This window comes from Candidatus Hydrogenedentota bacterium, from assembly GCA_019637335.1.
In the GTDB taxonomy this organism is placed as follows: Bacteria; Hydrogenedentota; Hydrogenedentia; order Hydrogenedentales; family JAEUWI01; genus JAEUWI01.
On the sequence record JAHBVV010000036.1, the window covers coordinates 54,121 to 69,835 of the forward strand.

Consider the following 15,715-nt stretch of genomic DNA (forward strand, 5'->3'; position numbering starts at 1 on the left):
AAGGCAGGCCTTGTTGGTTAACCGGTTACCGCGTATACACGCATTCGCTAGTTTATCAAATTCCCGACGCCCGGTGCACTTGCCGCTGCGCCGCAAACGGAAGCGGACGCCACCAGGACAGACGAAATCCAGCGCGATTCATTCATCCCCGCTTGTTCGCGCCGCGCCGGATTGCTCTGTGGACTACACCCGCACCGTCTCGGGACGGAACAAAGACTCCACCACCAGCGCCGCGCGGTCGCGTATCCCGTGCAGCATCACCACCTTCGGCTCCAGGCGCGCGATGATCGCCTCCGCCTGCCGCCGGATCTCGTCTTCGCGCGCCAGCAAATCGTCGCACTCCGCCTGCACACTGTTAATCGCGTTGTTCACCTCGGCCTCCACGGCGCCGTGGAAGCTTTCCGCGCGCTGGTCCAGGTACTCCGAAACCGTCTTGATAATCGGCTCCGCGGGGTTGCCCTGATGGTCTTTCCCGCCCTCGATCAGCATGTTCATCACGTTCTGGCGGATCACCGGCTCCAGCTTCTTGAGCCAGCGGTCCTCGCTCCACGCGAGCCGGGTAAGAAAACCGCCCACCGCCCCAAACAGCGCGCCGATACCCGCGCCGATCGCCGTGCCGATAACCGGCACCACCGTCGTGCCCACCGCCGCGCCCGCCGCCACGCCGACCAGCGCCCCGCCCGTCCCGAAGACCATGTAACTGCGGGCCATGGAGGTTTCCAGTGTAAAGCCTTCCAAGCCAGCGGGTTGCGTCATCTGAACGCGCAGTTCGCGAATCGCGCCGAGCTTGTCGGAAATATCCTGCCGGGCCTCCTGCTCGGTCGCCTCCACAATGGCCATAATGCGCGCGGTCGCCGCCGACACGAACTCGTCCACCTGGTGCTCGGTCTGCGCCGAGAGCGTCTTGAATTTCTGCCGGCGCGCCGTTTTCAGGTTGTTGTTGGTCCGCAGCCAGGCCAGCAGCGGGCTGATGATTTGGTCCTGGATGGCCGTTTCGGTGATCTCCACCCGGAACCGCTCCGCGTAGCCCGCATAATGCCCATCTTTTGTTTCCCCGCCGCGGCTGCGGATCCGGAAGCGCTCCAACACCAGCGCGCTGCTCGCGCGGATCTCGTCCAGGCGCCGCAACAGCGCCTCCCGGTTCCGGCGCAAATCCTCAAACTTCGTCGGATCCTTCGCCAGCTTCAGTTCATTCTCCAGCCCGGCAACGTACTCTTCCGCGCGCTCGCCCACAAACCGCACCGCCGTCTCCAGCACCGCCCCGGCCTTGTTTTCGTTCAGCAGGTAGTCCATCAGCCGCTCCCGAAGGTGGGGGAGCCGGCTCTGGCCCATCAGAAAGGCCGACAGATCCCGCGCGGGATCGTCGCTGCCGCCAATCCGGTCCATGATGCTCGTCGGAATCGATACCTTGTTGTCGTCCTGCACCGCCTCCAGCGTCGTATAGCCCTGATCCAGCTCCAGCGCCCGAAGCGCACGGTAGCCCGACAGAAAGAAAATCTCGGAATCCTCCGGGATGTCGTGCCGCGCGAAGGCCTCAATCAGGCTCTTCGCCGGACCCCGCGCCCCGCGCACGTCAATCTCGCTGGTCTCCAGCTTGTCCGCCTTGTTCAAAACGAAAAACACCCGACGACCGCGCCACTTGATGATGCGCTTGATAAAATTCAGGTCGTGGATGTTGCCCGCGAAGCTGCTGTCCACGAACGAAATCACCAGGTGGCTCCGCTCGATGATCCCGTACGTGATTTCCTGCCGCGTCTCCGAAACGCTGTGCACACCCGGCGTGTCCACGAAAACAATATCCTCCTCCAGCACCTCCGAAGGCAGGGATATGTGCAAATCCTCTATCTTCTCGCGCAACGGCGCCAGGTGGGGATACGTCTCGTCCGCCATCACCGTCACCAGCGGCTCCAGCGTCCGCCGCATCCAGTCCGGTTGGTGGCCCTCGTAGCGGATGTGCACCCGGTGGCCGTCTTCCGCCGTCTCGAACGAAGACGGCACATCCTGAAGCGCCGATCGCAGCGCCTCCAGCTCATGCCCGGAAATCGCTTCGCTCAGGCCCATCGACAGCGACATGGCCTCGCCGCGCTGGATGAACGCCAGCTTCGACGTGCATTCCTCCACGTCCATCGGCAGGTAGCCCGCGCCCAGAAACGCATTGATCGCCGTGGACTTGCCCACGTTGAACGTACCCAGGAACACCACCCGGTACTTGCCGTCCTCCACGCACTGGCGCTGGTAGAAAAGCGACTTCTCTTCAAACTTCTTGTTGCCCCGGAAATCCGGGTCCTGCCGCACAAAGGCCCCCAGCGCGTCCATCGAGGAAAGCGCCCAGGCGCGGCTCTCTTCCAGATCCCTAAACTTCATGGAGGGCTCCTTCCTGAACCGCGATAAACGACGACGCCAGGGGCATCTGCAATACCGCGTCGATGCCCGGTCGCGGGGCCCGGCGGCAACACGCCGCCTCAAACTCGTACAGCGCGAGACGAAGCGCGTCAAATCCCGCGTCGCACAGTTCGCGCACCCGCGGCTTCGTCCGGCACCGGTACTCGTTGCGCGGTTCCCGGCGATAGAGCTCGAGACGGGCGGATAGCGTCAGAAAACGCGGCGCGGGGTGGATGCCGTATTCCTCCATCCGCGAAACCGCCTTGTGCTCGATCCGCTCGATTTCCCCCGCGTTCAGGTGATCCGCCTTGTTCGCCACCACCAGAATCGAATCCCCGAACTGTTCCTGGTGGTACGCGATGAAATCCATCGTATGCTTCGCCGCCCAATACTCGATGTCCGTCACCACCAGCAGCAGCGCGTCCTCCTGGTTCGCCAGCCCCGCGATCTCCACCGACTCGCATGTATCGCTCGACATTCCCGCCGTATCCACCAGCACGAGGTTGTTGAAGGGCGATCGGACACAGCCCGCCGCCAGCGCCTTGTACTGGGCGCTATGCTCGTCCGCCTTCCGGACGTGCAGAAACTCGTCGTGCGTGCGCGGCGTCAGGCCCCCGTCCTTGCGGTGCAGCGCCGCGAACCGATCATGGCTGTCTGTAACCCGCGTGATGAAGGTAGGCAGCGCCCGGCCCTCTTCACGGCTGCACGGCAGCACTTCCTGCCGCAACAACGCATTGAGCAGCGTGGACTTGCCCGTATTGAAATCCCCGACGGCAAATACGCACGGGGCCCGATCCAGGTCCTGCATGGAGGTCCATTTCCTTTCCAGACGGCGCCCCCGAAGCGGGGAGCGGGCGCATCCCCGGCGCGCGCCTCGGCGCGCCGCCCGGGAATTCCTGCTTTTCACCGTTCGACGGATAATAGCCACCACGGCCCGGCCCGCGCAACTCTTGCGAAGTCAACCGCTTCCCGAATAAGCATCGCGCCATGCGTCCTTCCTGACATCGACCGATGGCCTTCCGGAATCCAATCTCCAGCCCCTTGGAAGAAGGTGGCGTTGCATGGGAGGTTGTGGTATGCTCCGGGCTGTAGTTATTGCACAGGTTTGTTCGCATCCCGCGGCAGCATGCGCGCACGGCGCGCGATTCGTTTGAGGCACAATACCTACCGGTCGTTAGGTAGCAAGGAGTCGGGTATGGCAGCCAATCAGTCCGCTAAAGATCAGGCCATGGAACTCGCCGAAGCCGCGCGGGAAACCGAATGGCGGTTTCCAAGCTTTACCGCCGAGCTGTTCCGGGGAAATTTTCGGTGGGATTTGCTGCACCCGTATCCGAAACAGGATGCCGACGACAAGCGCGTTGGCGACGAGTTGATTGAAAAAGTCCGCGCGGTGCTGGACCAGCATCTGGATCCCATTCGGGTGGACGAGACCGGAGAATATCCCCAGGTTGTTTTGGATGAACTGGCGAAGATCGGCATCTTCGGCATGAAGATCGACAAGAAATACGGTGGTCTTGGCCTGTCCCAATGGAACTACGGCCGCGTGCTCAGTTTCATCGGCAGCTACTGCCAGTCCACCGTCACCTGGGTCTCCGCGCACCAGAGCATCGGTGTGCCGCAGCCGCTGAAGCTCTTCGGTACCGAGGAACAGAAGCAGAAGTTTCTCCCGCGCCTTGCGAAGGGCGAGATCTCCGCGTTCGCCCTTACCGAGCCGGACGTTGGGTCGGATCCCGCGAAGATGACGACCACGGCCACGCCCTCGGAGGACGGTAGCTACTACCTGATTAACGGCCAGAAGCTCTGGTGCACGAACGGCCCCGCCGCAAGCATGATGGTGGTCATGGCGAAAACCCCGCCGATCATCAAAAATGGCCGCGAGATACCGCAGATCTCCACGTTTATCGTCGAAGCGGACTCCCCCGGGTTTTCCGTCGCCCACGAATGTTCGTTTATGGGCCTCAGGGGCATCTCCAATGGCCTGCTTTTGTTCAACAACGTGAAGGTCCCGGCCGAGAACATGATTGGCAAGCCTGGACAGGGCCTCAAGATCGCTCTGACCACCCTGAACGCGGGCCGTCTCGGCATTCCCGCCGCCTCCGCCGGCTCCTGCAAGAAATACCTGCTTGATTGCGAGGAGTGGGTGAATGCGCGCGTGCAGTGGGGCGTTCCCATTGGCCAGCACCAGTCCATTGCGCGAAAAATCGCCAACATGGCGGCCGACACCTTCGCCATGGAGAGCCTGGTCTACGTCGCCTGCTCTTTCGCGGACCGTAAGAACGCGGACATCCGCCTCGAAGCCGCCGCCGCGAAATACTTCTGCACGGAAACGACCTCCAGATTGCTCGACGATTTCCTCCAGGTTCGAGGCGGGCGTGGCTTTGAGTCCGACACCTCGCTCTACCAGCGCGGCGAGAAGCCGGTCTCGGTACACCGCACGCTCCGGGACATGCGCGTCGGCCGGATCTTTGAGGGCTCCTCGGAAGTCATGCACCTTATCATGGCCCGCGAGGCGATGGACACCCACTTCAAGCTCATGATGCCGCTGCTCCAGCCAAAACCCGAACAGCAGGGCAAGAAACTGCACTACCTGATCCGGGCCGCGAAGTTCTACGCCGCCTGGTATCCGAAGCTCTGGCTTCCCTCCGCGATCGACTTTGACGTCAAGCACCTGAACACCGTTAACCGCGAGCACCTGGCCTACGCCGCGAAGGCCAGCAAGCGACTTGCGCGAACGCTCTTTCACACCATGGGCAAGTACAAGGAAAAGCTCGAATTCGAGCAAATTCTCCTCGGCAACTTCGTGGATATCGGCGTCGATCTCTTCGTGATGGCGTGTGTTCTGGCCAACGCGGACCAGCGCCTCGCCGGTAACCGCGATGACCAGACGCCCCAGGAACTTACCGACCTCTTCTGCCGCAACGCCCGCAAGCGCATTGAAGACAACTTCCGTGCCGTGAAGCACAACCACAACAGGGTCTACAACAAAGTCGGAAGTTCGCTCATGGCCGGCAAGTACCGCTGGCTCGCCCGCGACGTCTTCGAAGATCTCCCGCGCGGCTACCGCGACTTCGAAAGCAACCAGCCGGTCGTAACCTCCAGCGAGGACGCCCGCGCCGCCATGGCGGAATAGCACAACAACACATCAGCATGTAAACAGGAATTCAGGCGTTTCCGGCACGGCGCACCTTCGGCAAATGTAGGACAGCCGTCCGGGCTGTCCACCGCGCCGAAGGCGCCGGGGATCGCGGACATTGGAATGTCCGCGGCAGAGGAAGCCCGCGTCCACGCGGAAGCTCGACGTTTCTTGGTGTGCCCGGCGCCAGTGGGCGCAGCCGGGCTCAGGCTCCCGCTCCTCCGCGCCCGCTCGGAACCTGCGGCGGCGTTGCCGCGGAATGCCCGCGATCCTGGCGCGCCTGCGGCGCGCTGGACAGCCGAGACGGCTATCCTACATTCTTCGCGGACACGACTGTCCGCGATCCTGCAAGTCGCACACATCCCAATCAGGAATTGACGTATCTCCGGCAGCTGTGTCGCTTCGTTGCATTGTGGCGAGAATATGAACCTTACCCCGCGGGCTATCGTATCAACCGTCAGAGCCACTTGACAGAATTCCGTCGCTCGCGTAGGCTGGAATCAAGGCTGAATGGCGTTGATGCGGCGTGCGCGCCAGAAAAGTCGGCAGATACTTTGGAGCACTTACCTCTTATGAGAAATCGACTCGTGTGGGCAACTGGTTTTTTCACGTCAATCTGCGCACTCGCGGCGACGGCGGACCCGGTGCACTTCCCAGACACCGCGCTGGAAGTGGAGATTCGCAATGCGCTGGGTTTTCACGAGGGCCCCATCCAGCGGGATCACCTCGCGCGCCTGACCAAAATCTCCCTGTATCAAACCTCCGTCCGGGATCTCACCGGCCTTGAGCACTGCACCAATATCACGGTGCTATACGCCCTGTCGAACAAAATCGAGAACATTCAAAGCCTCGCGGCAATGCCCCAGTTGAAACAGGTTTGGCTTAACAACAATACGATTACCGACCTTTCGCCACTGTTGAAGCTCCCTTATCTCCGGGACTTGTCCATTGCCGGCAACCCCATAGATGACCTGACCCCAATCGCCGAGATGGTTACCCTTCGGCGCCTCAATATTGGGGGGGTCGCCATCCGCGATCCAGGTTTCCTTTCCGCGCTTGTGCATCTGGAGGACCTCTATATCGCGCGCACCGGGCTGAAAAACCTGGATTTCGCGGCGGAGATGCCCAAGCTCGAAAGGCTGCTGGCGTCCGACAACCAGATCGAGAGCCTCGAGCCCTTGCGCGGTCTCGAACACCTGAAGCAGATCGAGCTGAAGAACAACCGCATCGGCGATCTCAGCCCCCTGGCGGGCCTGTCCAACGTGTGGTGGCTGGAGTTGACCGGAAACCACCTCGGCACGCTGGAGGGTCTTCCCGCATTTCGGGACGACGCCAAGGTGCTGCTGTATGACAATCTGATTTCGGACCTGGGCCCTCTTGCCCGGGCCTGTGCGAGAGGCAGGAATATCATCATTGAGCTGGGCCTGAACCAGCTCGATCAGGACGCTTTCTGCACGCACATCCCCGAACTCGAGAAACGGAGGAATCGGGTGGTGTACCGCCGGAAGTCGCCCGACGACAGATCGATTCCCTTTCCAGACCACGACCTCCTTTGCGAAGCCGCGCAGCGGGAGGACGGCAGCCTGATCCTTGCCGCGGTGAACCGGGGCGCCACGGACGAAGAACTTGCGGAGGCGTTTGGCTTGCCCGCGGGCGGGGCCAGGGAGATTCCGGCCGCCGCCATACAATTCGCGGACGCCAACCTGGAGCGGGTAATTCGGGAGCAGATCGACAAGCCCGCCGGCGCGATGCTACCCGAGGACGTGGCTTCGATCCGACGCCTGCAGGCCACGGGCAAGGACATCTTTGACCTCACCGGCCTGGAGCACCTTAAAGGCGTCGAAATGATGGCGTTGCAGTCCAACCATATCCGCGACTTGACGCCCCTGGCGGCGCTACCCCAGTTGCAAACGCTGTTTATCTCGCACAACCAGATAACGGACCTCAGCCCGCTGGCCGCACTGAAAAACTTGAAGCAGCTGGCCGTCGATTTCAATGCCATCGAGCGCATCGAGCCCATCGTCCATCTACCCGCGCTTCGAGAGCTGCACCTGACGGGCAACCCGATTGCCAGCTTGGATTCGTTGCGGGAGTTGCGCGCGCTGAATGACCTGTATATTCGCGGCATTGGAGCGACATCGCTCGAATTCCTCGCGGGGCTCACCAGCATGCGGAAGCTGGACGCCGCCGACAACCAGATTACCTCGCTTGTACACCTGCGCGGCCTGCGCGGCCTGGTGGAGATAAACCTCGCCGGGAATCGTGTGACGAGCCTCGAACCCATTGCGCAACACGAGAAACTCTACCGGCTGGACCTCCGGAACAATCGGCTCACCTCGCTCGAAGGGATGCCCGGTTTCTGGCGTGAGGCGACCATCCTGCTCCACGGCAATGAAATCTCAGATATTGCGCCAATTCTAGACGCGACCGGTCAAGGAGACCCGGTCTGCATTGAACTCGGCCGCAACCACCTCGGGCCCGAAGCCTTCTGCCGGGATATCCCCGAACTCTTCGCACGGGGCCATGACGTCGTCTATGCGTACAACCTTCCCGATTCGGTCCGCTTCCCGGACGCCGCGCTGGTGTGCGGCGCGATGGAACGGGAAGACGCCGAAACTATCCTCGCGTCCGTAAACGGCGGGGCCAGCGACAGCCAGCTGCGGGTACGTCTCGCGCGCCAGGACACCCCGCCCCGCATGGACCTGGCCGCCACAGCAGGGACACCCGATCAGCTGGACAGCCCATCGGCCACCCTGGCCGTCTCGCTGGCCGAAACCCAGTTCAACATCTCCGTGGAATCCTCCGGCCTCGACCTGAAAAGCCTCCTCGGCGTCATCGCCGTCCTCGGCGCGCTGGCGATGCTGGTGATCGCGCTGAAGATCCCCCGAGTTTCGCGGTAGAGCGGGGGGGTGGCGGGGGTAAGGGCACGTACGGATGAACTGGGATGAGTAAAAGAACAGGTGGCTTATCTAGTATTCCCCAAGTATTCCCGGGCTCAGGCTCCCGCTCCTCCGTGCCCGCTCGGAACCTGCGGCGGCGTTGCCGCGGAATGTCCGCGAGCCTGGCGCGCCTTTCGGCGCAGTACACAGGCGGGACGCCCGCCTCCGGCGCGTCATGGACCTGTCCCACTTTCCTTTCGAGGTGGTTTTGGTGGGGGGGGGTAGGGGAACTCTTCGAGGTGGGCTCACGTTGTCGCGGACACGAATGTCCGCGATCCTGCGATTACGGTCTTGATAGTTCCGATGAATTACGAGCGCAATGAAGCGGGCCTTCAGCCCTCAAAGCCTATTGGCTTCCTTTACCTGGGTCGATGACCCAGGCTGGTTTGAAATAGGGCCTTCGGCCCTGAATATGGATTCCTCAGCGCCGAAGGCGCCGATCATACCCGCTTGGGCCGCAGGCCCAGGCGGAATGGCTGTGATTTCGTTCAGGGCTGAAAGCCCGCATCATCCGAACTGCAAAAATCAAAGCTTTTCTCGCTGCCCAATAGCCTCGGCGCGGCAATATCAGCGCTTCATGCTACGTAAACGTGAACCTTACCCCGCAAGCATTCGTCTTAACCGCCAGAGCCACTTGACAGAATTCCGCCGCTCGCGTAGGCTGGGGACTGGAGACTTTTTCGTGGCGGCCATCCCGGCGGCGAGAAAAGGGGCCCAGCGGCAGACCATCAGGGAGATCGGTAATCCCGTGAATACGGCAGAGCAATCCGGCAGGCGGCGCGGCATCGCCACGCAAGACGAATCGCGGGCACGTTTCGCGAGCGCCATTAAGACCCTTTTCCAGCACCCACACTCTTCCATGGAGGCATGAGGCATGATCGTGCGATGCATAGCGGCGGCGGCTTTGCTCGGGGGCGCCTTCGCGCAGGGCCAGGAAATCCTGACTTTCCCCGACCCGGCCCTCGAGAAGGAGGTTCGCGGCCGTCTGGGCATTCGCGAGGGCGATATTGAGGCTGTTCGGGCGCAGTCCCTGCGGGAGATCTACCTTCACCAGGGAGACGTTAAGGATCTCTCGGGCCTGGAACGCCTGCAGGGCCTGGACACGATCTTCCTGAATCCGGGAAAGTTGGTCGACTACGAACCGCTGGCCTCCCTTACGAAACTTCGGGTCTTGAACCTGCATCCCGGGCCGCCGATCCCCGGGGCTGTGCTTGCCCGGATGACGGGACTGGAGGAACTGCGATTCATCGGCCACGAGATCAAGGACATCACCCCCCTGGCGAAACTGGGGAACCTGCGCGAGCTCTGGTTGAAAAGCAACCCGGTCTCGGATCTGACTCCGCTTAGCGGGCTGGCCAACCTGGAGACCCTCTACATCGACGAAGGGGCATTCGAGGACCTGGCGCCGCTGGCCGGATTGACCAACCTGAAGCAACTCCACCTGCAACGGAGCGAAATCACGAACATCGCAGACCTCAGCGGCCTGACCCACCTGAAAACCCTCCGGCTGGGTCAAAACTCGGTGGAGGACCTGACGCCCCTCGCAAACCTGAAATCCCTGGAGACGCTCGACCTACGGGGTGTGAGCGCGCGGGACTTCGCCCCGCTGTCGGGGCTCTCACAATTGAAGTACCTCGATCTACCCAAGAGCGATGGCGGCGATTTGAGCTTCCTCGCGCAATTGACCGAATTGCGCGAGCTGGACCTGGACCATTTCGGGATTCGCGACATCGGCGCGCTGGCCGGACTTTCGCAACTGGAGCGCCTCGACCTGTGGGGCAACGAAATCGAGGATGTGGCGCCGCTGGCGGAACTTGTCCGGCTTCGCCATCTGGGACTGGACAGCAACAAAAACCTGGCGGACATCGGGCCGTTGAAGGGGCTCACGGAACTGGAGACGCTCGATCTGAGCTACAATAAAATCCGTGACATCGGCGCCCTGGCCGGCATGACGCGCATGAAAAAGCTCCAGCTGAACGGGAACGAAATCACCGATCTTGCCCCCATCGCCAATATGGCGCTGCTCGAAGACATCGAATTTCACGGGAACTACGTGAGCGACCTGGCGCCGCTCGCCGGGCTGCATCGCCTCCGCGAGATCTGGGCCACCCGGAACGAGATCAGCGATCTGGCGCCCCTGTCGTCGCTCGTGCGCCTGAAGGTACTGGACCTCGAGCAGAATATCATCGCCGATCTTTCCCCGTTGCCGCCCCTCCCGAGCGGGGCTTCGGTGGACTTCCTGCTCAACCGGATCACGGATATCGCGCCGCTGGTGGAGAAGACCGCGTCGGCCCGGGACGTCATGATTGGTCTCGGCGAGAACCCGCTGCTGGACGACGCCTTCACCACCCATATCCCCGCTATTCAGGCCCAGGGCAACCACGTATTCGATCGCGTCTCGTCCACGGTCGCAAGCAGCAAGCCCTTCCCCGAAGAACGCTTCGCCGCCGCACGCGCCAACGCGCCGCAGCCGCCCGCGGCGGAGATCGAGGTTCCAACGCCGTCCCCCGACGCCGCGCGCGCCCCCGCGGCCGCCCCCCCGGCGAACTCCTCCGTCGCGCTCGCCGCCAGCGTCGCCGAAACCCAGTTCAACGTCTCCGTCGAATCCTCCGGCCTCGACCTGAAAAGCCTCCTCGGCGTCATCGCTGTCCTCGGCGTGTTGGCCATGCTGGTGATCGCGCTGAAGATCCCCCGGGTTTCGCGGTAGGGTGGGGGGATGGCGGATGTAAGGGCACGTACGGATGGGCGGGGATGAGTAAAAGAATAAGTGGCTGTACCTGATATTCCTGGTATTCCTCGAATAGTAGGAGCGATACGTATTATGAAGAAAGCCTTCGAAGTACCCGCCACCATTGTATTTCTTTCGCTCACTTTCGCCATACCGGTAGCTTACTCCGCTCCAGTGATGGAGAGCATGCGCGAAAGACTGACGAGGAACTCATCAGTATGGCCGAAGCGCTGTATCGTGCCCGCGAGACAACGTTGGAAAAGGGAAGTCAGATAGGCGATTCCTCGAATTTGGCGGAGCAATTGGAATCCGTCAAGATCATTGAGAGTGAATTGCTGCGGCGAGGCACGGAGATTTTACCTGCGGTTGAACGGATGCTGTGGGATTCCACAAGACTCGACCTCTATAGGGCACGCCTGATCTTCAGTCTGAAGGAAATTGATGGAGTCGAAATAGACCAGTTCCTCGTACGCGTATCATTCGCAGATCACGGCTCGGTCGGCGCGGCACAAGGCAGGCTAGATGTGATCGGCGCCGCACGGAACGCATTGATCTGGCGTGGGACGCACGGAAAGAGTATCGGCGTGCCATTGTCCCCTGAACATCTGAATACCCTGTTAGTTACTGTCAGGGAAGGGAACAACTCGGATGCAATGAATGCGGCTGCCCTTCTGGCGGCGTTTACAGAAAACATTCCCGAAACACGCATAAAACCAGTCGTCGAACGATTGATTCGGGTCCAAGAAGACCATTCTGATATGGGCGCCGATGTTACGTCAAGTATCAGCAACTATGACAAGATTCTTGGAATGCATGTCGGGATTTTTCAGAGCTTTGGTGTAGCGGCCCAACCCTATCTGCGAGAGGCGTTAATCGACAGCGAAGTTGGTGGCGAGGCGGCCAAATGGCTCACGCTGGCCTTGGGGTTTGCTGGTGATAGGTCCGTAGCCGAAGACGTCCGAGCAATCGCTAACAATCCAAATGAGACAGTTGAGGTAAGGTGTATAGCGATTGGAAGTTATTCTGCGGCAGCCGGGACGGATGCCCTGCCTCAATTGGAAGAATGGAAAAAGGACACCACGATTGTCGTAAGTGAAATGCATGGCTGGGAGACGCGCCCAATTGCCCTGACAGCCAACGAAAAATGGCTTCAACTCCGCCAGTTTGGCGAGACTCGGTAAAGAAAAACCTGATTATAGTGTGGGTTGCCTTACGGCATTGTAATTGAGTTAATGCCCTCCCTGGATAGATTCTAAGGGCTCTGACCAGATTAATGTTGCCAAGCATAGATCCGATTCATCCCCGGAATGACTTTACATAGACAAGCTATCGGGGCAAAAAGATCAGGACGCTAGCACTACACCAATACGGGAACTTGGTAAATTCAAATTGATCAAATACCTAAGTCTATAGTCACCACTGTAGTCCCTATGTGCTATGAAGAATGGACCGGCGCGGCGAGCGGCGCTTCCGCGTCGGTGAATGTCACGATGGACGAGGACAAGTCCGTGAACGCGGTGTTCTACCAGACCACGCTGACGGTGACGAAAACGGGGGAGGGGCAAGTGACGGCCGACCCCTACGGCGCCACGCAGACCCCCACCTTCTCCGAGGACTATGAACCCGGCGAGACCGTGACGCTGACGGCGGTCCCGGCGGCGGGCTGGGGCTTCAAGGAATGGACGGGCGCGGCGAGCGGCGCTTCCGCGTCGGTGAATGTCACGATGGACGAGGACAAGTCCGTGAACGCCGTGTTCTACCAGACCACGCTGACGGTGACGAAGTCGGGGGAGGGCCAGGTGACGGCCGACCCCTACGGCGCCACACAGACTCCCACCTTCTCCGAGGACTATGAGCCCGGCGAGACCGTGACGCTGACGGCGGTCCCGGCGGCGGGCTGGGCCTTCCGGGAGTGGTCGGGGGCGGCGATCGGGGGCGCGCTTTCGGCGAATGTCACCATGACGGCGGACAAATCCGTCAACGCCATCTTTGAGCAGCTCCAGCTGACGGTGAGCAAGGTGGGCGAGGGGACGGTGACGCCGCCGGGCGGCGGGGAGACGCTCCCGCACACGATCACCTACGGGAGCCCGCAGACCGTCGGCCTCACGGCCAGCCCCGCGGCCGGCTGGGGCTTCAAGGAGTGGACCGGCGACGCCAGCGGCGAGAACCCGAGCACGAGCGTCGTGGTGGACGGCTCCCGGGCCGTGACCGCGGTGTTCGCGCAGGTCGAGCTTACGGTGGACAAGGAGGGCGAGGGCACGGTGAGCGTAAGCCCGCCGGGCGGCGCGCAGACGCTGCCGTTTACGGGAACGTACCCGTATGGCGAAGGGACCGTGTCACTTACCGCATCTCCAAGCACAAACTGGTTTTTTGATCGATGGGATGGAGATGTGCCGGAGGCCATAAACGGTGATGAGAACATCGATGTTAATTGCAAGCAAGATCGCAACGTTAGTGCTGTATTCACTGAATGTGAAGTGGATATTGCACTTATGGCGATACGCTTTACGGATACGGCGGCGGTTCGCGCCTATCCTTCCGAGGAGCTGTTGAACAACGGGCTTCACTACGATATGTTCGGCACTAACAACGGACCCATTGCTCCAGTTCGATACGGATTCGGCGCGAAGCCCACGTTGTATGCCGAGTTCTGGATAGAATCTACGGATTGTACGGAATTGTTGATTCGCGCTAAGGCGGGGGCGACGGTTCTGGGGCAAACAGTCAAGAGTGTTGGGGCTCCCCCGAATCTTATTTCGGTTGATAATCTTGGAGGTACAATTGAGATACCCGGCCACGACAAGGTCGGCGGGCACGATACCACGGTGACCTTTCAGTATTCTACTGACAACGGTTCTACTTGGCGTGGGATTGGTAGTGGTGGCCCGACAGAGTGGTATGTAATGCCCGATGAGGATTCGCATGGAGAAATACCTTTTGATTTGACGCTTGACAAGAATGTCCAATGGGCCGATGGGCTTGAAGATATAGATGATGTAGCCGAAGCTATTTGCAACGGTATTGCTGCCGAAGTTAACTATGATCCAACAGAATTAACTCCAACAGGTCACATTCTTACGGTATATTCCATTGGAAAGGCTCAGTGTGAAGCGAATGCCATGCTCATGGAACACCACTGCAAGGTCGCTGGAATTTCCGCAAGTCTCGCCTATCTGTGGGGCGGCTCAAGTCCGAGTCTTATGGAACAATATGTGTATAAAGGTTGGCTTGGGCCTACTTTTAGAACCACCGCAGCAGCCAATGGTTCGGCGCAAGCGAACCCGCACTTTTTATTTCACGTGCTTACGACAGTTGGTGGCATATACTATGATCCATCCTATGGTACTACGGGACTGACATCTTTTGACGAAATCATGCCGCCGTACTCTATTGGAGCGGGCGGCAGTGTCAGTATTCCACCGGCGGCGGGAGAAACGGCGTATTCTCCTTCGCAGCAACTTGGATCGGGATTTCCAGCGTCTTCTCGTGAAATTACTTGGGTTTGTCCTCATTAATACCTACGTGGTCAAATGTTTACAGGACACTATACTTGGAGACAAAAAGATATGTATTTACAAGCAAGGTCCTTCCTGCTCCTTCTTACGGCGACAACTGTGGTTGGAACCTCCTTGGTTCGGGCACAGGAACATGAGTCGGACCGGGTTGTGGTCCGTGAGGTCGGTGTTACGGACTATGATGCAGAACAGATGGCACTAGAGGGTGAAGGGCCACGATACGTGGCCCTGAATCAGGAACGGCTATTTGGAAAGCTAGGGTTTTCGTATGACAAGCGCGTCGTCGAGGCGCGTGGCGTCTCATACATAGCGCACGGTACGCCCAAAAGTTACTATAATGTGTCCCTTGCCGTGCATACATCGCTCGATGCGGCCCGGAGAAGCTTAAGGAAAGTAGCACGGACTTTTCCTTTGGGCGCGGAAATCAAGTCCGGCGGAGTAGGTTCAGAGTATGCGATCATATCGGGGGACGACGGAGGCACCGTTCTGCTGCGAGAGTATAATATAACGATTTACTTTTCGTATAAAGGAGATTCAGCCCTACTGGAGCAGGTCGCCGATACGGTCGCGGGCATTATTCGCAATGACAGGGCGGTTGCCGAAGTAGGTGTTATGGATGAGGATGTGAGGGTTCAAAGTTACACGATTCATGAGGCCGACGGACAAGAAGGGGCTGGAATATACATGCTGAAGCCTATTTTAAGAGGCTTTGAAAGCAGCAGAGGATTGGCTTTCGGTGCGGGCCAAGCAGGAAACACTATAAGCAGCCGAGGCTACCAATTGACTCATGAGCGGGAGGAAGGCGTGGATGAAATACTAATTGACTTGCGTGGAAATGAGAAGCCGGATTCACTCTCCCTTTACATCGCAAACGAAGACAATATTTACATAACTGAAAAAGTTCAAGTGGCTTCAACGCCTTGATGCGGCACCATACCTGCTATTACGCAACAACACCCTCAACTTCGACGCATTCGCTTCCCTGGTGGACCGGTCAAAATCCGTCAACGCCATCTTC

The 15,715-nt window shown here is 59.9% G+C and carries 8 protein-coding genes; 6 read left to right on the forward strand and 2 right to left on the reverse strand.

Translation table 11 applies throughout. From position 1 onward, the window contains the following. Positions 1–183: 183 nt before the first annotated feature. Complete coding sequence (locus tag KF886_24690; GenBank protein ID MBX3180557.1) at positions 184–2,364, reverse strand: dynamin family protein; 2,181 nt, start codon at positions 2,362–2,364, stop codon at positions 184–186. Then, a complete protein-coding gene (locus KF886_24695; protein ID MBX3180558.1) occupies positions 2,354–3,190 on the reverse strand; it encodes a dynamin family protein in 837 nt (278 codons plus the stop codon). Before KF886_24695 ends, KF886_24690 begins: the two co-directional genes overlap by 11 nt. Positions 3,191–3,577: 387 nt before the next feature. Here KF886_24695 and KF886_24700 point away from each other — a divergent pair, with 387 nt between their 5' ends. The 6 genes from KF886_24700 (at position 3,578) to KF886_24725 (ending at position 15,621) form a co-directional block, all read left to right on the forward strand. Further along, the gene (locus tag KF886_24700; protein ID MBX3180559.1) at positions 3,578–5,512 is read left to right on the forward strand and encodes an acyl-CoA dehydrogenase family protein; all 1,935 of its coding nucleotides are present in this window, start codon (positions 3,578–3,580) and stop codon (positions 5,510–5,512) included. 575 nt (positions 5,513–6,087) lie between these two features. Next, entirely contained in the window at positions 6,088–8,415 is a 2,328-nt protein-coding gene (locus KF886_24705; GenBank protein ID MBX3180560.1) for a leucine-rich repeat domain-containing protein, read from the forward strand. A gap of 913 nt (positions 8,416–9,328) precedes the next feature. Beyond that, positions 9,329–11,161, forward strand: coding sequence for a leucine-rich repeat domain-containing protein (locus KF886_24710; protein MBX3180561.1), 1,833 nt, complete (start codon positions 9,329–9,331; stop codon positions 11,159–11,161). Positions 11,162–11,400: 239 nt separating this feature from the next. Then, positions 11,401–12,363, forward strand: coding sequence for a hypothetical protein (locus KF886_24715; GenBank protein ID MBX3180562.1), 963 nt, complete (start codon positions 11,401–11,403; stop codon positions 12,361–12,363). 249 nt (positions 12,364–12,612) lie between these two features. Next, a complete protein-coding gene (locus KF886_24720; protein MBX3180563.1) occupies positions 12,613–14,697 on the forward strand; it encodes a hypothetical protein in 2,085 nt (694 codons plus the stop codon). Positions 14,698–14,748: 51 nt separating this feature from the next. Continuing rightward, positions 14,749–15,621 (forward strand): hypothetical protein, encoded by an 873-nt coding sequence (locus tag KF886_24725; protein ID MBX3180564.1) that lies wholly within the window; start codon positions 14,749–14,751, stop codon positions 15,619–15,621. Positions 15,622–15,715: the final 94 nt, after the last annotated feature.

Coding starts and splice junctions, on each gene's coding strand:
- KF886_24690 (MBX3180557.1), bottom strand. CDS start 2,364: ATGAAGTTTAGGGATCTGGAAGAGAGCCGCGCCTGGGCGCTTTCCTCG.
- KF886_24695 (MBX3180558.1), bottom strand. CDS start 3,190: ATGCAGGACCTGGATCGGGCCCCGTGCGTATTTGCCGTCGGGGATTTC.
- KF886_24700 (MBX3180559.1), top strand. CDS start 3,578: ATGGCAGCCAATCAGTCCGCTAAAGATCAGGCCATGGAACTCGCCGAA.
- KF886_24705 (MBX3180560.1), top strand. CDS start 6,088: ATGAGAAATCGACTCGTGTGGGCAACTGGTTTTTTCACGTCAATCTGC.
- KF886_24710 (MBX3180561.1), top strand. CDS start 9,329: ATGATCGTGCGATGCATAGCGGCGGCGGCTTTGCTCGGGGGCGCCTTC.
- KF886_24715 (MBX3180562.1), top strand. CDS start 11,401: ATGGCCGAAGCGCTGTATCGTGCCCGCGAGACAACGTTGGAAAAGGGA.
- KF886_24720 (MBX3180563.1), top strand. CDS start 12,613: ATGTGCTATGAAGAATGGACCGGCGCGGCGAGCGGCGCTTCCGCGTCG.
- KF886_24725 (MBX3180564.1), top strand. CDS start 14,749: ATGTATTTACAAGCAAGGTCCTTCCTGCTCCTTCTTACGGCGACAACT.